Origin of the sequence: Microbacterium sp. LMI1-1-1.1 (genome assembly GCF_040815675.1) — a bacterium.
In the GTDB taxonomy this organism is placed as follows: domain Bacteria; phylum Actinomycetota; class Actinomycetes; order Actinomycetales; family Microbacteriaceae; genus Microbacterium.
Map to the genome: position 1 here is coordinate 313,852 of NZ_JBFPNN010000007.1, position 18,046 is coordinate 331,897.

Annotated in this window: 14 protein-coding genes; 7 read left to right on the plus strand and 7 right to left on the minus strand. The window is 70.5% G+C overall.

What is annotated here, in order from left to right; all coding sequences use genetic code 11:
- The first annotated feature begins 108 nt into the window (after positions 1-108).
- From MRBLMI1_RS07455 to MRBLMI1_RS07470, 4 genes are all read left to right on the plus strand, one after another.
- On the plus strand, positions 109-960 hold the full coding sequence (locus MRBLMI1_RS07455) for a hypothetical protein (RefSeq protein ID WP_367729045.1): 852 nt from the start codon (positions 109-111) through the stop codon (positions 958-960).
- Between the two features lie 30 nt (positions 961-990).
- Positions 991-1,845 (plus strand): hypothetical protein, encoded by an 855-nt coding sequence (locus MRBLMI1_RS07460; RefSeq protein ID WP_367729047.1) that lies wholly within the window; start codon positions 991-993, stop codon positions 1,843-1,845.
- 130 nt (positions 1,846-1,975) lie between these two features.
- Positions 1,976-3,958: a dynamin family protein gene (locus MRBLMI1_RS07465; protein WP_367729048.1), complete on the plus strand. Its 1,983-nt coding sequence runs from the start codon at positions 1,976-1,978 to the stop codon at positions 3,956-3,958.
- Complete coding sequence (locus MRBLMI1_RS07470) at positions 3,955-5,508, plus strand: dynamin family protein (RefSeq protein ID WP_367729050.1); 1,554 nt, start codon at positions 3,955-3,957, stop codon at positions 5,506-5,508. Before MRBLMI1_RS07465 ends, MRBLMI1_RS07470 begins: the two co-directional genes overlap by 4 nt.
- Here the strand turns inward: MRBLMI1_RS07470 and MRBLMI1_RS07475 are convergent.
- The 4 genes from MRBLMI1_RS07475 to MRBLMI1_RS07490 all read right to left on the minus strand — a co-directional run bounded on the left by MRBLMI1_RS07475 (position 5,440) and on the right by MRBLMI1_RS07490 (position 11,649).
- Positions 5,440-6,030: a hypothetical protein gene (locus MRBLMI1_RS07475; protein ID WP_367729052.1), complete on the minus strand. Its 591-nt coding sequence runs from the start codon at positions 6,028-6,030 to the stop codon at positions 5,440-5,442. The genes MRBLMI1_RS07470 and MRBLMI1_RS07475 overlap by 69 nt on opposite strands.
- A 118-nt stretch (positions 6,031-6,148) precedes the next feature.
- Positions 6,149-6,862: an IniB N-terminal domain-containing protein gene (locus tag MRBLMI1_RS07480; RefSeq protein WP_367729054.1), complete on the minus strand. Its 714-nt coding sequence runs from the start codon at positions 6,860-6,862 to the stop codon at positions 6,149-6,151.
- 148 nt (positions 6,863-7,010) lie between these two features.
- Positions 7,011-9,560 (minus strand): LuxR C-terminal-related transcriptional regulator, encoded by a 2,550-nt coding sequence (locus MRBLMI1_RS07485; protein WP_367729056.1) that lies wholly within the window; start codon positions 9,558-9,560, stop codon positions 7,011-7,013.
- A 31-nt stretch (positions 9,561-9,591) separates the two neighbouring features.
- Positions 9,592-11,649, minus strand: a complete 2,058-nt coding sequence (locus MRBLMI1_RS07490) for an Hsp70 family protein (RefSeq protein ID WP_367729058.1) — start codon at positions 11,647-11,649, stop codon at positions 9,592-9,594.
- A 343-nt stretch (positions 11,650-11,992) separates the two neighbouring features.
- Between MRBLMI1_RS07490 and groES the strand changes: the two genes are divergently transcribed.
- The 3 genes from groES (at position 11,993) to MRBLMI1_RS07505 (ending at position 14,826) form a co-directional block, all read left to right on the plus strand.
- On the plus strand, positions 11,993-12,289 hold the full coding sequence (gene groES, locus MRBLMI1_RS07495) for a co-chaperone GroES (RefSeq protein WP_039394204.1): 297 nt from the start codon (positions 11,993-11,995) through the stop codon (positions 12,287-12,289).
- A gap of 128 nt (positions 12,290-12,417) precedes the next feature.
- Positions 12,418-13,359 carry an EamA family transporter RarD gene (gene rarD / locus MRBLMI1_RS07500; protein WP_367729066.1) on the plus strand — a complete coding sequence of 314 codons (942 nt, stop codon included), beginning with the start codon at positions 12,418-12,420 and terminating at the stop codon, positions 13,357-13,359.
- A gap of 183 nt (positions 13,360-13,542) precedes the next feature.
- Positions 13,543-14,826, plus strand: a complete 1,284-nt coding sequence (locus MRBLMI1_RS07505; protein ID WP_367729068.1) for an ABC transporter substrate-binding protein — start codon at positions 13,543-13,545, stop codon at positions 14,824-14,826.
- 527 nt (positions 14,827-15,353) lie between these two features.
- Here MRBLMI1_RS07505 and MRBLMI1_RS07510 read toward each other — a convergent pair.
- From MRBLMI1_RS07510 to MRBLMI1_RS07520, 3 genes are read right to left on the minus strand one after another with little or no spacing between them, the layout of a single operon-like run.
- Complete coding sequence (locus tag MRBLMI1_RS07510; protein WP_367729081.1) at positions 15,354-16,136, minus strand: ABC transporter ATP-binding protein; 783 nt, start codon at positions 16,134-16,136, stop codon at positions 15,354-15,356.
- The gene (locus MRBLMI1_RS07515; protein ID WP_367729083.1) at positions 16,133-17,068 is read right to left on the minus strand and encodes an ABC transporter ATP-binding protein; all 936 of its coding nucleotides are present in this window, start codon (positions 17,066-17,068) and stop codon (positions 16,133-16,135) included. The genes MRBLMI1_RS07510 and MRBLMI1_RS07515 overlap by 4 nt, the downstream gene beginning before the upstream one ends.
- A complete protein-coding gene (locus MRBLMI1_RS07520; protein WP_367729084.1) occupies positions 17,061-18,041 on the minus strand; it encodes a branched-chain amino acid ABC transporter permease in 981 nt (326 codons plus the stop codon). Before MRBLMI1_RS07520 ends, MRBLMI1_RS07515 begins: the two co-directional genes overlap by 8 nt.
- Positions 18,042-18,046: the final 5 nt, after the last annotated feature.

Here is an 18,046-nt window from a genome sequence, read left to right on the forward strand (position 1 = left end):
CCGTACGGGATACCGGGGAGCCCCCCGATGCCGGATTAGAGGCCGGTTCCTAATCTCGACAGTACGAACAGCTCTTGCGGGCCGCGGCCCGAGGATTGGATGGAAGAAATGCCTACTACTGGCGACATCAACAACTCGCTCAACACGGTCATCGCGGACTCGCTCAACGAGACCACCGAGGACAACTCGGTCAACGAGGACTACACCGTCGGCGACTCCTTCAACGAGACCACGGACATCGTCGTCACCGACGAGACCACCACCGACGTCGACGGCTCGTTCAACGAGGGTTCGAACAACGAGTCCACCGTCATCACCGACTCGGGCAACGACAACTCGGACAACTCGATCAACGACTCGGTCAACTCGCTCGACTTCGACTTCGCCGACGGCTCGTACAACACCGACAACTCCACGACCGACAACTCGGTCAACGCGGGCGTCCGTGAGTACAACACCGGCATCTGGGGCGGCTCGGGCTCGTCGGCTGCGGCCGCCGGTGGCGCCGGTCACACCGAGATCTGGAGCCAGTCGACGATCGTCGACCAGTCGGTCAACCAGAACATCGCGGCCGAGGGCACCGTCACGCAGGACTTCGCCAACTTCTCGGTCACCGCGTCGGGCGCCGACTCGGTCGCCGTCGGTGGCGACTTCACCTCCACCACCACGATCGACCAGTCGACCAACCTCACCGCCGAGGGCGACATCAACATCGGCAACGAGACTTCCGTCACCACCGTGACCGACTCGTTCAACACGGTCGACGTCGACTTCTCGTACACCGATGAGTCCACCGTCATCGACGTCACCGACTCGTTCAACGACTTCTCGGAGAACTACGACGTCGACGGCTCGTTCAACACCTCGGACATCTTCGAGAGCACGACCGACATCGACGTGGACTACACCGAGGTCGTCGACAGCTTCAACTCGGTCGACGCGACCTTCCCCATCCTCTGAGACGCATAGAAGAGTAGAGAGACACACATCATGGTCTGGAACATCGGCGACATCGACGACTCGGGCAACGAGGGCTGGTTCAACGTCGGCAACAGCACGAACACCAACAACTCGAGCAACCTGGTCGTCGACCTCGACAACGTCGGCAACACCGACACGTCGTACGAGGAGACCACCACCGAGGACACGACCATCGTCGACTCGGGCAACGTGGACTCGGGCAACACCGACTGGGACATCGACGGCTCGGGCAACGACAACTCGGACAACTCGGTGAACGACTCGGGCAACGAGACCGCCATCGACGTGGCGATCGACTCGTACAACACCGACGAGTCCTGGACCGACGCGTCCACGAACGCCGGCGTGCGCGAGTACAACACCGGCTTCGAGGGCTTCGGCGGCTTCGGTGGCGGCGCTGCCGCGATCCACAGCTCGGCGACCATCACCGACCAGTCGGTCAACCAGAACGTGGCCTCCACGGGCGATGTCGACCAGTTCTTCGCGAACTCGTCCGTCACCGCTTCGGGTGAGGGCTCGCTGGCTGCCGGCGGCGACGTGGAGATCTCGCAGTCGCTGGACCGTTCGACCAACATCGACGCCGGCGGCGACATCAACATCGGCAACTCGACCGAGATCGTCGACATCGACGGTTCGTACAACGAGTCCACCACGACGATCGACATCACCGACGCGTCGCAGGACTGGTCGTTCGACAACGTCGGCAACGACAACTCGCTCAACGTCGACCTGACGGACTCGTTCAACGAGGACTTCAGCACCGTCGAGACCGAGAACTGGACCATCAACGCCGACGTGGTGTGGGGTTCGGGCAACTCGGAGGACATCGACGTCGTCGTCCCCGACTTCGACGCCGAGGCCTGAGCGACATCGCTTCACGCATGACCGTTTGACGGTAGCCCTGGGCAGGTTCTCCTGCCCGGGGCTATCGTCGTCCCCACAGAGACTTCGGCGCCGAAGCGGCGCCACCACCTTTTGATCGAGAGGTGCCTGCGTGTCCGCACCGGCCCAGACCCCGACCCCCGCCAGCACCCGCGCCGGCGCCCGTTCCACGGCATCCGACGGGGGTGCGCCGCAGGGCGGCCGGCCCGCCGAGACGGACGCGCCCCGGCCGCCCGCCGCCGCGGAGCTGACCCAGCTGGTCGATCGCGCCCGGCAGTTCTCCGGGTCGCTCGGACGCGAGGACCTCGCCGAGAAGCTCGCGAACACCCGCACCCGTCTGCAGGACCCGCACGTGCGCGTCGTCATCGTCGGGCAGTTCAAACAGGGCAAGAGCAAGCTGGTCAACGCGCTCATCAACGCCCCCGCGTGCGCGGTCGACGACGACATCGCCACGAGCGTCCCCACGTCCGTCGGCTATGCGGAGGACCCCTCCGCCACGGTGCTGGTCAAGCGCGAGAGCGGCGACGACTTCGAGATCCAGCGCGTCGAGATCCCGTTCGAGCGTCTCAACGACTACGTCACGGCCCGTGCCGAGGAGGACCACAACGGCGACGTCGTGGGCGCCGAGGTGCTGCTGCCGCGCGAGATCCTCAAGGGGGGCCTGCGCATCGTCGACTCCCCGGGCGTCGGCGGGCTCGAGTCCACGCGCTCGCTGGCCACTCTCGCCGCCCTGACCACGGCGCACGCGGTGCTGCTGGTGTCGGACGCCTCGCAGGAGTACACCGAGCCGGAGATCCAGTTCCTGCGTCACGCCATGCGCATCTCGCCGAACGTCGCCGCGGTCCTGTCGAAGACCGATCTCTACCCGCAGTGGCGCGACATCCGCGCCGTCGACCAGGACCACCTCACCGAGCTCGGCGTGGACGTCGCCGACGTGCCCGTCTTCGCGGTCTCCAGCGATCTGCGCATGCTCGCCGCCGAGCACCAGGACCGCGAGCTCAACGACGAGTCCGGCTTCCCTCAGCTCGTGGCCCACCTGCGCCGTGACGTGCTCGGCAAGGCCGAGGACCTCAACCGCAAGGCCGCCGTGCACGACCTGCAGACCGTCGCCGACCAGCTGTCGCTGTCGGTGCGGACGGAGCTGAACGCCCTGCAGCATCCCGAGGACACTCCGGGCATGATCGCCCGCCTCGAGGACGCCAAGGCCAAGGCCGACGACTTCCGCAGCCGCACCTCACGGTGGCAGGTCACGCTGAGCGACGGCATCGCCGACCTCATCAGCGACACCGAGCACGACCTCCGCGACCGCCTGCGCAAGGTGCAGCGCGAGGGCGAGGCGGCGATCGACGAAGGCGACCCCGGTCCGATCTGGGAGCAGATCGCCGAGTGGGTCGACCAGCGCGTCAACGCGGCCGTGTCGGAGACGTTCGTGTGGACGAACGAGCGCTCGCAGTGGCTCGCCGAGCAGGTGGCCGACGAGTTCCGCATGGGCGAGGAGATGATTCCGCTCATCGACGTGGCCGGAACGGACGGCCTGCTCGATCCGGTCGAGGAGCTGCAGCACCTCGAGGAGGGGCGTCTCGGCGCGGCCGAGAAGATCTACATCGGCGTCCGCGGCTCCTACGGCGGTGTGCTGATGGTCGGTCTGGCCACGAGCATCGTGGGCCTGTCCCTCATCAACCCGCTGTCGCTGCTGGCCGGTGTGCTGGTGGGACGCCGTGCCTACCGCGAGGACATGTCGTCGCGCCTGACCCGTCGACAGAACGAGGCGAAGAACCTGCTCCGCCGCCACATCGAGGACACGGTGTTCCAGGTCGGCAAGCAGCTCAAGGACCGTCTGCGCCTGGTCCAGCGGACCGCGCGCGACCACTTCGGCTCGATCGCCGACGAGCTGCACCGCTCCCTCGCCGACTCGGTCCTGGTGGCCAAGCAGGCCGCGGCCAACTACACCGCCGACCGCGACCAGCGGATCACGCGGCTGCAGGCGCAGCTGCGCGACATCGAGGCTCTGCGCGGGCGCATCCCCGTGCTCGCCGTCGAGAGCGGTGCGCGCTCCCAGGGCGGCGCCGCGCCGGCCAAGGCGGTCGCGCGGTGAGCGGTGCGACGGGACTGCCCGAGGTCGCCCGGATCGTCGACGACGCGCTCGATGCGTACGCCGACGATCTCGCCGCCGTCGAGGTGCTGGAGTCGTTCCGCGGGCGGCTGCGCGAGCCGCTGCGGCTCGCGGTGGCCGGCATCGTCAAGGCGGGCAAGTCGACGCTGCTGAACGCCCTCATCGGGGAGCGCATCGCCCCCACCGACGCAGGGGAGTGCACCAAGACCATCACCTGGTACCGCTACGGCTCGACCGCGCGCGTCGACCTGCGGCTGCACGACGGCCGCAAGATCTCCCGTCCGGTCCGCCGCGCGGATGGCCGTCTCGTGCTCGACATGGGCGGCTACGCGGCCGAGGACGTCGCCTGGATCGACGTCGCGTGGCCGTCGGAGAGCCTCCGCTCGACCGTCCTCATCGACACCCCCGGCATCGCCTCCCTGACGGTGGAGAACTCGGCGCGGTCGACCGACTTCTTCATCCCGAAGGACACCCCGACGGCGGCGGATGCCATCATCTACCTCCTCCGTCACGTGCATGCCGAGGACCTCAAGTTCCTGGAGGCCTTCCGCGACACGGCCGCGGGCGCCTCGCAGACGGTGAACGCCGTCGCCGCGCTGTCCCGCGCCGACGAGATCGGCTCGGGCCGGATCGACTCGCTCCTGTCCGCCGCGAAGATCGCGGACCGCTACCGCCGGGACGGCGAGCTGCGCGCCCTGGCTCTGGACGTCGTTCCCGTCGCCGGCCTCCTGGCCGAGGGCGGCCGGACGCTCCGCGAGAGCGAGTTCATCGCCCTCCGCCACATCGCCGGGATGGAGCGCGCCGCGCGCGACAAGCTCCTGCTGTCGGTGGACCGCTTCATCCGCGCCAACGACGACACGGCCCTGTCGGTCGACGTGCGCCGCGGGCTCCTGCACCGCTTCGGTCTGTTCGGCGTGCGCCTGGCCGCGGCCCTCATCCGCGGCGGCGTCTCCAGCTCGTCCGAGCTGTCGGACCGCCTCGTCCAGCAGAGCGGGCTCCTCGAGGTGCAGCGCTTCGTCGAGGACCAGTTCCGCGGGCGCGCCTTCGCGCTCAAGGCCCGCGGCATCCTGCACAGCGTCGAGCGCCTGGTCCGGGAGCGGCCGCGCACGAACACCGCGGCGCTGCTCGGCTCGATCGAGCGCCTCACAGCTCAGAGCCACGACCTGCGCGAGCTGTCGCTGCTCGCCGAGCTGCGCACCGCGCCGCCGTCCCTGGACGCGTCGGCGCTGGCCGAAGCGGAGCGCATCGTCGGCAGCTCCGGCCTCAGCGCGACCACTCGGCTCGGGCTGCGGGACGACTCCTCGGCGGAGGAGCAGCGCGGCCGCGTCGGCGACCTGCTGACGCACTGGCGCTCGATCGCGGAGTCCCCGCTGACGGACCGTCACACGGCCGACCTGTGCCGTGGCGTCATCCGCAGCGTCGAGGGTGCGGCATCCGAGCTGGTCGGCCCGGATGCCGCCTCCTCAGAGCTCGGGAGCGACGGCGTCGGGGTCGCCCCGACGGATGTCGTGCTTACGCGCGGTCCAGCGTAGGGCGCCCGGCAGGAGCGAGAAGAGCAGCCCCAGGAGCGAGAGCCCCAGCTGGATGAGCAGCAGGCGCTCCAGGGGGATGCCGCGGTCGCCGAGGGCCACCAGCTGACGGGCGGCGAGGAACGCCGCGCCCTGGAACAGGAGGATGCCGAGCATCCACCAGCGCGCGCGCTCCCGGCGGTTGCTGAAGGACACCAGCGAGGTGATCTGCACGAGCATCACGGCGACGAGCGACCCGAACACCGTCCAGAACACGATGTCCGCAGCGGTCTGGATGGTCTCGTCGAGGCGCTCGGCGTCCACGCCGCGCACGAGGTTCTCGATCTCGGGGAGGATCGGCTCGCGGATGACGAACATGTAGCCGATGGCGATGCCGCCGACGACGAGGCTCAGGATCCAGCTGATCTGCGCGAGCCGCACCGAGGCGGGCGGCGGCAGCTTCACCATCACCGGCGCCGCGGCCTTGTCGTGCAGCGCGGGCCGGGCCGGCGGGGCCGGACGGTCGCGCGGAACCGGCTTCTTCACGGCATCCCGAGACGACGGAACCGCCGCGCCGGGACGGCGGGCGGCTTCGGAACGTGCGGCGGGAGCGCCGGAACGGCGGGCGAGCTCGTCCGAGCCCGCCCGCCGTTCCGAAGGCGTGTCAGAGGGTGTCATCCGACGTGTTGTCTTCGATGTACACGTCCGTCGACTCGAACGCGACCGAGGTGTCGGTGTCGACGGTGGTCTCCGTCGTGTCGTTGAACGAGTCGTCGACCGCGACGTCCGTGGAGGAGTCGTTGCCCGAGTCGACGATGTCGACGTCCGTCGAGTTGTCGGTGTTCTCGGTGGTGTCGGTGTCCTCGTTGTACGAGCCGTCGATCGCGGTGTTGTCCGTGTCGTTGCCGATGTTGACGTCCTCGCCCGCGGTGACGTCGGTCGACTGGTCCAGGGTGGTCTCCTGGGTGACGTCGTTGCCGGCGGCGATGGCGTCGTCGCCCGAGGCCACGACCGCGTCGTTGTCGAAGTTCTGGGTGACGTCGCCGTCTGCCCAGATGTTCTGGTTCACCGACTGGTCGACGATCGTGTCGCGGTCGTCGATGTGGGTGTACGAGAGCTGGTTGGTGATCGTCTTGATCTCGCGGATCACCGGGTTGTCCGACGGCTTCGGCGAGACGTGGACGGGGGCCGCGGGCTGCGGGTTCGGCATGACCGAGGGCTTCTCGGCGATGACCGGGGCCACCGAGCACACGTCGGCGTAGGAGACGTTGTCCAGGCCTCGGGCGGCGAGCGTGCCTTCGGGGTCCTCATCGAACTCCGCGGCCGCATCGGGGTCGCGCAGCAGGCTCAGAATGAACTCGATCAACGCATCTGCCATGGTCGCCAGCGTGACGCTCATTGGTGTCTCCTCACGGTTGTTCTCTTGTTCGACCGTAGGTCGAGGGGGTGGGCGTCCGCGTCGGGGGGAACCCCCATAGCGCGCGACGGGTCATAGGGGGTTGCCGGGATGCCGCCGGCGGTGGCGTTCATCCGAGCTTCCGGGGGCGGTCGGGGTCGGCAGCGCCGCCGCGGGGGTCGCCGTCCAGCTCGCGGCGCAGCCGCGCCATGAGGTCCGAGCGCGAGGTGGCGCCCAGGCGACGGCGGATGCGCGCGATGTGGTGCTCCGCGGTGCGCGGGGAGATGAAGATCGTCATCCCGATCTCGGCGTACGTCTTGCCCTGCAGCACGAGGGCGGCCACCTCGCGCTCGCGCTCGCTGAGGACGCTCTTGTACTCCGTCGTGCGGGGCGTCAGCATCACGGGCCCGGCCTCCGGCGCCTCGGCCGGCGCGGTCGTCTCCGCCCGCTCGCGCGGGTGGAGCTGACGGGCGCACGCGAGGAGACGCGCGATGACGCGACGGTCGGAGGACTTGCTCGCCCCGTGGCTGGCCAGACGCGCGCCGTCCCAGGCGAAGCCCGCCGCGGCGAGACCCGCGGCCGCATCCTCGATCGCGTCGACGTCGACCTCTCCCGTCAGGACCTCCGTCCAGACCCGGCCGGCGTGCGCGAGCCGGGCGGCCAGCGCGGAGTGCTCGGCGGCGGCGCGCAGCGCGCGGGCGTGCACGGTCAGCTCCTCCGGGCTGCCCAGCAGGATGCTCGCCTGCAGCAGGGACCACTGCAGCGGAGCCGCCCACAGCGCCGGCTGACCGAGACCCTCCAGCAGGCGTTCGGCCTGCGCGACCTGCGGGCGCACCGACGCGAACTCGCCGAGGCGGGCGGCCGAGACGGCGAACTCGCCGAGCGGGATGAGGGTGAACAGGTCGATCTGCGCCCGCAGGAGCGAGCCCTGGGCCCGCTGCCAGACCGGGGCCAGCTCGGACGGCTGTCCGTGCCGGCGGGTGAAGCCGAGCTCGACCGCGTCGGCGAGGAAGCGATCGCGGGGGGACAGCGGCCGTCCGCTCGTCGCGACGGTGTGCAGCGCCGCCTCCGCCTCCGCCGGGTGCTCCAGCTGCACGGCGACCCAGGCGCGCCACAGCAGAAGCCGGGGTCGTGCCCACGCGCCGCCCTGCTCGCCGGCGATCGCGGCGTCGAGCGCCGTCTGCGCGACGACCGGCTCTCCCCGGTGCAGGGCCACCAGCGCCGCCAGGACGGCGGGCAGCTCCGGCAGCGGGGCGTCGCTGCCGGACGCGGTGTACATCTCGCTCGCGCGCACCAGGTCCGAGACGCCCGCGTGGGCGTCGGCCCCGAGAGAGGCCCGCAGGCCGCGGGACAGCAGCTCGAGCGAGACGCCGTGGGCGGTCGGGATGGAGCGGGCCGGGGCCGAGGTCGGCTCCGCGGCGGGGTCGGGGTGGCCGGCGGCCGTGGCCGCGACGAGCCACTTCGCGCGGCTCTCGGGCGTACGCGGCTGACCGCCGCGATAGACCTGTGAGCCGAGGTCGAGATCGCCGCGCATAGCCCAGACGGCGGCCGCCATGTCGAGCGCCTCCTCGTCGGGGGCCTCGTCGGCGCCCCGGAGCAGCACGTCGACGAAGGCGCCGGCCGCGTCGATGTCGCCGAGCGCCCAGGCGGCGCGGGCGCGTCGCAGCGCCAGCACGTCGGCGTCCGCACCCGCGGTCTCCGCGGCGCGGTACAGCTCCGCCGCCTTGGCGGGGTCCCGCGACAGCTCGCGGTCGCCGTCGACGAGCAGGGCGGATGCCACCCGGGCATCCGTCGCGCCGCCGAGAAGCGCCTGCACGGAGGCGGCATCCTGGACGAGTCGTGCGGAATAGAGCTCGAGCAGGCGCTCGGCCGTGAGGTGGGCGCGCACGGCGTCGCGCACGACGGGGACCGTGCGGCCGCCGCGCTGCAGCAGACCGGCGTCGTATCCGGCCGCGCAGGCGGGGCCGGAGGCGTTCTCGAGGGCCCCGCGCTCGTCCAGGCAGAGGGCCTCGACCTGTCGGCGCACGGACGCGTCGAGGGAGTCGATGCGGTGCGAGACGAGGTCGAAGAGCGAGCGCGAGATCTCCTCGTGGTCGCAGCGCCCGTCGCACGCGACGTCGCCGTGCAGCACCAGCGCCTCGGCGGTCAGCCAGGCCAGGCCGCCCGTCATTTCGAGCATCGCGTCGATGCACGCGCGGGAGGCGGGCGTCGGCGTGCCGCCGACGAACGTCGCCACGTCGGACGCGGACACGTGACCCAGCAGCACCGGCGGCTGGTGACGTTCGACGTCCTCGAGGAGGGCTCGCAGCACCGGGGACTCCGGGTCGGGGCGGGTGCTGAGGAGGACGGTGGCCGTCCCCTCGCGCAGACGCGCGGAGAGAGCGGTGAGCAGCGCGTCGTCGAGGAGATGGGCGTCGTCCACGACGATCACGCCGCCGGGGGCGGCATCCATCTCCGCCCCGGCGACGAGCGCGGTCGGAGCGGCGCCGGACGCGCGGAGCGCGGCGAACAGGTGACGGAGAACCCGGGACTTGCCCGCGCCGGCCGTCCCGACCACCGCGAGGGGCGCGGGGTCGGCGGCGTCGACGTAGGCGGTGATCAGAGTGCGGGCGACGCGCGGCAGCAGGACGCCGCCGAGGTCCGGAATGGCAGGGTCGGACGACGTGGTCGAGATCGACATCGAGGTGCTTCCTCGTTACGGGCGGCGCGACTCAGCCGACGGGCTCGGTGGAGCCCGGGTCCGGCGTCGAGGTCTCGGCCGGCGGCTGCGTCGTCTCGGCCGGGGGCTCCGGCTGCGGCTCCTCGGTGACCGGCGGCTGCGTCTCGGCCGGGGTCGTCGGGGGCGGGTCCGACGGCGAGGGGGACGTCGTGCCCGGGTCCGACGGCGAGGGCGACGTGGTCCCGGGATCCGACGGCGACGGCGACGTGGTGCCGGGGTCGCTGGGGGAGGGGGAGGTCGTCCCGGGGGCGGTGGGGCCCGTCTCGGTGTCCGTCGGCGTCGTCGGCGAGGAGCTGTTGCCGGTGGTCGGCGCCGTGGAGCTGCCGCCCTGACCACCCGTGCTGCCGCCGCCCTGCTGGCCGCCGCCACCGCCGCCGCCGCCGTTGCCGCCGCCGGACGCGGGGGCCGGCGCCGCCTGGTTGACCGGTGCGACCGGCGAGGCGCTGCTGCGCTTCTCGTTCGTCTTGGGGGCCTGACGCTGCTGCGCGCGGGCGCGCGGGTTGCTGGCGCCGGAAGACCGCTCGGGGGCGGCCTCCTGCTGCGGGGCGGCCGGCTCCTGCGCCGCGACGGGCTGGGTCTCGGGGGCGGCGATGTTCTCGGGCGTCTCGGAGGGCTCGCCGAAGGGCAGGAACTTGCTGTCCTCGCGGTCCTCGGCCAGGGGCTGCGACGTCATCTCCGCGTCGGAGCGGGCCAGGATGCCGGCGCCGAGTGCGGGGACGCTCACGAACCCGACCCCGACGGCCAGGGCAGTGACCCCGGCCGCGACGTAGGCCGTCGCCGGGACGCGACGGAACCAGGGAGCGCGCTTCTCCGCCCGCGTCGGGCGGAAGCCGGCCGCGGCGATCGGGTCGTCGTCGTCCTCCGCGTCCTCGTCGACCTCGTCGTCCGTCACCGCGGCAAGGGGACCGCGGGCGTCGTCGGCGGCCACCCGGGCCGCGCCGAGGGCGATGATCGCCTTGGGGTCGGCGTCCACCGCGATCGGGCGGTCGAACCGCTCCGACAGCAGCTGGGCCACGCGCGGGATCCGCGACGTGCCGCCGGTGAGGAGGATGGCATCCAGGTCCTCGGCGGTCAGCCCGGACTGCTCGAGCGCCGTCTCCAGGACCTCGATCGTGCGCTCGATCTCGGGCTCGATCATGTCCTCGAACTCGGCGCGCGTGAGCCGCACCGCGCCGTGACCGTCACCGACGAGCACGGGGACGACGGCCTCGCCGTCGAACGACAGCGACTCCTTGGCCTCGACGCACTCGCGGCGCAGGGAGGCCAGCGCCATCCGCAGCCCGGGGTCGGTGGCGGCGGCGGCCATCGTCGCCGCGGGGAGTCCGGCCGTGCGGACGGTGTGCCGCAGCACGATGTCGTCGAAGTCCGCTCCGCCGAGGTCGGAGATGCCGACGGGCGCGCCGACGAAGTCCACGTGACCGTCGCGCGATTTCTGGAGGATGACGGTGTCGAAGGTGCCGCCGCCGAAGTCGTAGACGGCGAGAGCGCGGCCGCTCTCGAGCGGGTGGGTGGACTCGTAGTGCCGTGCGGCGGCCTCGGGCTCGGTGATGACGTGCACGTCGTTCCAGCCGAGGCGGCCGATCGAGTCCTGCACGAGGCGCGTGCGGTACTCGCCCCACGTCACGGGGACGGAGACGGCGATCCCGGCGGGGTGCTGTCCCTCGCGCTCGACCGCGGTGCCGATGACCCAGCCCACGACGAGGGCGTAGAGGTCCTGCGGCGAGAAGCGGCGGTCGGCGGCGACGATCGGGACGTCGTCACCGATGCGGCGTTTGAACTCGCGCACCAGCCGCTCGGGCTGGGCCGTTCCCCGGCGTTCCGCGGCGTCTCCGAAGAGCAGCCCGCTGTCCGAGACGAAGACGGTCGTCGGTGTGCTGTCGGCGTTCCGCCCCAGCGGAAGCGGTGTCGCCACCAGCGTTCCGTCCGGCGCAGAGCGCGCGGTCGCCGCGGCCGTCCTGCTCGTCCCCACATCGATCGCCAAGTAGTACGGCGTTCCCATTGATATGACCCCCAGCAGGGTGCGCAGGAACGCCGAAGCGACCCTGCTCATCCCCAAGTTTCCGCCCTCGTCACCGAACGCGGTTTGCTTTCGTCGCTTCATGCCCCTTACGCAGCGACGCCCTTGCGAGCAGTGTGTCACAGGGGGGCCGGGGATGAAAGGGCAGGTGAAAGACGATGACCGCGGGTTGCGGAACTACGCGGGATCGTGCGGTTTTCCGCAAACCGGGGATCCGAACGGCCCTCGGATGGGGTATAAGCCCTGCACCCCGGCCCCGGCGACCCCGGACTGGCACTCGCGTTGCATGAGTGCCAGCGCTTCTCTACACTCGGATTAGCACTCTCCCCGCGTGAGTGCTGACAAGTCTTCTGTAACGAGAAAGAAGAGGTAGACCGTGTCGGTTTCCATCAAGCCGCTCGAGGACCGCATCGTCATCAAGCAGGTCGAGGCTGAGCAGACCACCGCGAGTGGTCTCGTCATCCCCGACACCGCCAAGGAGAAGCCGCAGGAGGGCGAGGTCGTCGCCGTCGGCCCCGGCCGCATCGACGACAACGGCAACCGCGTCCCCCTCGACGTCGCCGTCGGCGACCGCGTGCTCTACAGCAAGTACGGCGGCACCGAGGTCAAGTTCGGCGCCGACGAGTACCTGGTGCTCTCGGCCCGCGACGTCCTCGCGGTGGTCGTGCGCTGACCTTCGCGTTCTCGAGAGGACCCTGGATGCCATGGCATCCGGGGTCCTCTTCGTTTCGGCCGGAATGCGACGTCCCCTGGCCGTCCGACGGCGCCCGCGCCGACAGGGGCGGGTCCTAGGCTGGTCGAATGACCTCCCCTGCTCCCGCTCCTGCCGGCGGGGCGTTCCGCGGGGGACTGTACGCCCTCGGCGCCTACCTCCTCTGGGGCGTCCTCCCGCTCTACTTCCTGCAGCTGCGGCCGACGGGCCCGTGGGAGGTCGTGGCGTGGCGGATCGTGCTGGCGTTCGCCTTCTGCCTCCTGCTGCTCACGGTCCTGCGCAGCTGGCGACCGTTCCTGGCGATCGTGCGGCAGCCGCGCCTCATGGCGCTGACCGCCCTCGCCGGGGTCCTCATCTACGTCAACTGGCAGACGTATCTCATCGGCACGCTGACCGGGCACGTGATCGAGACGAGCCTCGGGTACTTCATCAACCCGATCGTGACGGTCCTGCTGGGCGTCCTGGTCCTGCGTGAACGGCTGCGGCTGCTGCCCTGGATCGCGATCGGCATCGCCGTGCTCGCCGTCGTCGTCATCGTGGTCGGCTACGGCGCCTTCCCGTGGATCGCCGTGACCCTGGCGCTGTCGTTCGGGGTCTACGGGCTGGTCAAGAAGCAGATCGGACCGGCGGTGGATGCCGTCAGCGGACTCACCCTCGAGTCGTTCTGGCTCCTCCCCGTCGCGGTGGTGCAGCTCATCGCCGTCAGCGCGACGACCGGCCTCACGCTCGGCACCGCGGGTCCCGTCCACACCCTCCTGCTGCTCGCGGCCGGAGCGGTCACCGCCGTCCCCCTGCTGCTCTTCGCCTCGGGTGCGCGCCGCGCCCCTCTGACGGTGATCGGCCTGCTGCAGTTCGTCGCACCGATCCTGCAGTTCATCATCGGCGTGTGGGTGCTGCACGAGCCGATGACCGCCGAGCGCTGGATCGGGTTCGGTCTGGTCTGGGTCGCGCTGGTGCTCCTCAGTGCGGACTCGGTGGCCGCAGCACGCAGGAACCGGCGGGTTCCGACCGAGGTGTCCGAGCCCGTCTGAGGGGGAGGCATCCGGTCTCACCGGGCGATCCGTGGGGTGAAGCGGCGGTCGTTATGCGGCCGTGACCGGGGTGACTCACATCGTTAACGAACGGCAACACGGCGAAAACCTGGGGGCCGTTAGGTTTAGGTCACCAGGCGGCGTCCCGACGCTGCCGAACGTTCATCCACAGCAAGGAGCACTATGAGCGTCTTCACGCGCACGCGCGCGAGCAAGGTCTACGGCGGTATCGCCGTGATCGGTGCCAGCGCGCTCTTCCTCGCCGCGTGCAGCGGTGGCGGCGGCAGCGACGCAGCCCCCTCCGCCTCGACCGGCGGGGGAGCCGTGTCCGAGTCCGACGGGACCTTCCACGTCGGCACGATCCTGCCCGCCACGGGTAACCTCGCCTTCCTCGGCCCGCCCGAGGTCGCAGGTGTCAAGCTCGCGGTGCAGGACATCGAGGCCGCTGGCGACGCGTTCCCCTTCACCGTCGAGCTCACCGAGCGCGACTCCGGTGACACCACCACCGACATCGCGACCCAGTCGGCGAGCGAGCTCGTCGACGCCGGCGCGGACGTCGTCATCGGTGCGGCGTCCTCGGGCGTCTCGTTCACGTTCGTCGACCAGCTGGTCGACGCGGGCGTGGTCCAGATCTCGCCGGCGAACACCTCGCCCGACTTCACCGACTACGCCGACGACGGCTACTACTGGCGCACCGCCCCCTCGGACGTCCTCCAGGGTCGCGTGCTCGGTAACCTCATGACCGGTGACGGTGCGGCGAACGTCGGCATCATCTACATCAACGACCCCTACGGCATCGGCCTCAAGGACAACGCGACGACGGCCATCGAGGCCGCCGGTGGCGAGGTCTCGGTCGCGGTCCCCTACAACCCGGGTGACACCGTCTTCACGTCGCAGGTCGACGAGCTGCTCGCGGCTCAGCCCGACGCCATCGCGGTGATCGCGTTCGAGGAGACCTCCTCGATCATCCCCGAGCTCGTCAACACGCAGGGCTACCCGGGATCGCAGGTCTACTTCGTCGACGGCAACCTGTCGAACTCGTACGAGTTCCCCGAGGGCACGCTCGAGGGCGGCAAGGGCACCCTGCCCGGCAACCCGGCCGACAGCGACTTCCAGTCCCGTCTGCTCGGGGTCGACCCCGCGCTGACCGACTTCAGCTACGCGCCGGAGTCGTACGACGCCGTCATCGTGGCCGCCCTGGCCGCCGCTCAGGCGGGCGAGGACTCGGGCACGGCGATCCGCGACAACATGCAGTCGGTCTCCGAGGGCGGCGAGAAGTGCACGACGTTCGCGGACTGCCTCGCGCTCATCAACGAGGGCACCGACATCGACTACGACGGTGTCTCCGGTCCGATCACGTTCGACGAGAACGGCGACCCGACCGAGGCGTACGTCGGCATCTACCAGTACGGCGCGGACAACAAGTACACGCTGCTGAACACGGAGTTCGGTTCGCTCAACGAGTGACCTGACCCGCATCGAGGGGCCCGGATCCGCCAGGATCCGGGCCCCTTCGTCGTGCCCGTGGCATCCATATTCCGTCCCCGGCATGCGGGGAGGGCTTGTCGGTGGCTGCCGTCGTGCGGAGTGGTGGGGCGACACGCCGGTGCGGCGGGCTGTGGGGCGGCGTGTCGTTCCCGGTCTCCGCAGGACGGTTTCAGAGGCGCCTGGGCCCCGCAGGACGGCTAACAGCCGTCCGCGCGGCCGCGACTCCTTCCCACCCCTGCGGGGTCGCTCGTGGCCGGGGGGAGGGGTTGTGGCGAGGGGAGGAGGTGGAGGGGTGGATGCCACCTCCCTCGGCCGCATTCCCTCCTTTCGCCGACGGGGTCGCTCGGGGGGAGGGGTTGTGACGAGGGGATGACGTGGAGGGGTGGATGCCACCTCCCTCCGCCGCATCCCCTCCCTTCGCCAACGCGGCGCCCACCGGAAGAACCACGGCACCCCCCGAACGACAGCGCCCCGCGGCCGAGGCCGCGGGGCGCTGGGAGAGGGGGTCAGTCCTCGAGGGGCTTCTTCGCGCTGTCGCGCTTGGCGTCCTCGTCGGCCGCCAGGGTTCCGAGGTACAGCTCGATGACGCGGGGGTCGGTGAGCAGCTCGCGGCCGGTGCCGGTGTACGCGTCCTTGCCCTGGTCGAGCACGTAGGCCCGGTGGCAGATCTGCAGGCAGCGGCGGGCGTTCTGCTCGACCATGATGATCGTTACGCCGGCGCGGTTGATCTCGGCGACGCGCAGGAACGTCTCGTCCTGACGGACCGGCGACAGGCCGGCCGACGGCTCGTCGAGCAGGAGCACCGACGGGTCCATCATGAGCGCGCGGCCCATGGCGACCATCTGACGCTCACCGCCGGACAGCGAGCCGGCACGCTGACGACGCCGCTTCCCGAGCTCCGGGAAGAGGCCGGTCACGAACTCGAACCGCTCCGAGAAGACCTTGGGGCGCTGGAAGAGCCCCATCTGCAGGTTCTCCTCGATGGACAGGCTCGGGAACACGTTGTTGTTCTGCGGCACCATGCCGACGCCCTTGCCGACGAGCTTGTCGGCCTTGAGCGCGGTGATGTCCTCGCCGTGCAGGAGCACGGCGCCGCCGCGGATCTTGACCTGTCCGAAGATGGCCTTGAGCAGCGTCGACTTGCCGGCGCCGTTCGGGCCGATGATGCCGATGAGGTCGCCCTGGTAGGCGTCCACGGTGCAGCCGTTGAGGATGTTCACGCCCGGCAGGTACCCGGCGACGAGGTCGTCGGTACGCAGCACCGCGGTGCGGGTGGCGGTGTCGGTCATCGGAGCTTCCCGTCCTTCTCGTCGGCGGCCAGCTCGGCCTCCGCCTCGGCCGCAGCCTCGGCCTCGATGACCTCCAGCTGCGACGTCGTCATGTCACCCAGGTCGGTGTCGTGGTGCGCACCGAGGTAGGCGTCGATCACGGCCTGGTCGTTCATGACCGTCTCGGGCGGACCCTCGGCGACCACGCGACCCTCCGCCATCACGACGACCCAGTCGGAGATGTGGCGGACCATGTGCATGTCGTGCTCGACGAACAGTACCGTCATGCCCTCGCGCTTGAGGTCGAGGATGTGGCCGAGCAGGCTCTGCGTGAGCGCCGGGTTCACCCCGGCCATCGGCTCGTCGAGCATGACGAGCTTCGGGTCGCTCATGAGTGCGCGGGCCATCTCGAGGAGCTTGCGCTGTCCGCCCGAGAGCGATGCGGCGAAGTCCTCGCGCTTGGCGTCGAGCTTGAAGCGGCGCAGCAGGTCGTCCGCGCGCTCCGTGTTCGCCTTCTCCTGCGCGCGCCAGAACGCCGGGATGAGGGCGCGGAAGATGTTCTCGCCCTTCTGCCCGCGGGCGCCGAGGAGCATGTTCTGCAGCACCGAGAGGCGACCGAGCGACTTCGTCAGCTGGAACGTGCGGACCATGCCCTTGCGGGACACCTTGAACGCGGGGACGCTCGCGAGGTTCGAGCCCTCGAAGCTCCAGCGCCCGGTGTTCGGCTTGTCGAAGCCGGTGAGCAGGTTGAACAGCGTGGTCTTGCCGGCGCCGTTGGGGCCGATCAGCGCGGTGATGTGCCCACGGGGGATCTCGAGGTGGTCGACGTCCACGGCCTTGAGGCCGCCGAACTGCCGCGTGACGCCGTCGGCGACGACGATCGGGTCGACCTTCTCGCAGCCGGGGCCGACCGCGCCCTTCACCAGCGGGTGGGTGACGGTCGTGTCAGACATTGAACGACAGCTCCTTCTTGTTTCCGAAGATCCCCTGTGGCCGGAAGATGACCAGGAGCATCAGACCGATTCCGACGAGGATGAAGCGCACCTGGCCGGCCTGCGTGCTGCTCATGAAGCCCAGGATGCCGACATCGCGCAGTCCGACGATGATGCCGTTCGACAGCGAGAGCAGGACCCAGAAGAGCATGGCGCCCACGATCGGGCCGAGCAGGGTGGCCGCACCGCCGAGCAGCAGCGCCGTCCACACGAAGAAGGTCAGTGCGGTGCCGTAGTTACCCGGCTGGACCGCGCGGGGGAGGATGAACACCACGCCCGCCAGACCGCCCATGACGCCACCGAGCACGAGCGCCTGCATCTTGTAGGAGTAGACGTTCTTGCCGAGGCTGCGCACGGCGTCCTCATCCTCGCGGATGCCCTTGACGACGCGGCCCCAGGGGCTGCGCATCAGCACGTACACGAGGATCGTCGCGACGATCACGAGGAGCCAGCCGAAGAGACGGACCCACCAGTCGTTCGCCGAGTAGGTCCACGGGCCGATGCCGTAGGTGCCCTCGGGGAGCGGGTTGAGCGCCTGGAACTCGCGGTTGTAGCCGTTCAGGCCCTGCGAGCCGCCGGTGACGTCGGTGAGCCCGACGGTCGACACCACGTAGCGGATGATCTCGGCCGCCGCGATGGTGACGATGGCGAGGTAGTCGGCACGCAGACGAAGGGTCGGGATGCCGAGGATGAAGGCGAACACCACCGAGGCGACGATGGCGATGAGGATCGCCAGCCACACCGGGGCCGAGAGCGACAGCGTCGAGATGGCGAACGCGTAGGCGCCGACGGCCATGAAGCCCGCCTGACCGAAGTTGAGCAGACCCGCGTACCCGAAGTGCACGCTGAGGCCGATCGCCGCGAGGGCGTAGGCCGCGGTGGTCGGGCTGATGAGCTCGCCCGCGGCGTTGTTGAAGATCGAAAGCCAGTCCATGAGTC

What these genes read in the sequence shown, in the direction of transcription:
- MRBLMI1_RS07510 (WP_367729081.1), bottom strand. Translation starts at nt 16,136, where the DNA reads ATGACCGACACCGCCACCCGCACCGCGGTGCTGCGTACCGACGACCTC.
- MRBLMI1_RS07490 (WP_367729058.1), bottom strand. Translation starts at nt 11,649, where the DNA reads ATGAGCAGGGTCGCTTCGGCGTTCCTGCGCACCCTGCTGGGGGTCATA.
- MRBLMI1_RS07460 (WP_367729047.1), top strand. Translation starts at nt 991, where the DNA reads ATGGTCTGGAACATCGGCGACATCGACGACTCGGGCAACGAGGGCTGG.
- MRBLMI1_RS07515 (WP_367729083.1), bottom strand. Translation starts at nt 17,068, where the DNA reads ATGTCTGACACGACCGTCACCCACCCGCTGGTGAAGGGCGCGGTCGGC.
- MRBLMI1_RS07480 (WP_367729054.1), bottom strand. Translation starts at nt 6,862, where the DNA reads ATGGCAGATGCGTTGATCGAGTTCATTCTGAGCCTGCTGCGCGACCCC.
- MRBLMI1_RS07485 (WP_367729056.1), bottom strand. Translation starts at nt 9,560, where the DNA reads ATGTCGATCTCGACCACGTCGTCCGACCCTGCCATTCCGGACCTCGGC.
- MRBLMI1_RS07520 (WP_367729084.1), bottom strand. Translation starts at nt 18,041, where the DNA reads ATGGACTGGCTTTCGATCTTCAACAACGCCGCGGGCGAGCTCATCAGC.
- MRBLMI1_RS07455 (WP_367729045.1), top strand. Translation starts at nt 109, where the DNA reads ATGCCTACTACTGGCGACATCAACAACTCGCTCAACACGGTCATCGCG.
- MRBLMI1_RS07505 (WP_367729068.1), top strand. Translation starts at nt 13,543, where the DNA reads ATGAGCGTCTTCACGCGCACGCGCGCGAGCAAGGTCTACGGCGGTATC.
- rarD (WP_367729066.1), top strand. Translation starts at nt 12,418, where the DNA reads ATGACCTCCCCTGCTCCCGCTCCTGCCGGCGGGGCGTTCCGCGGGGGA.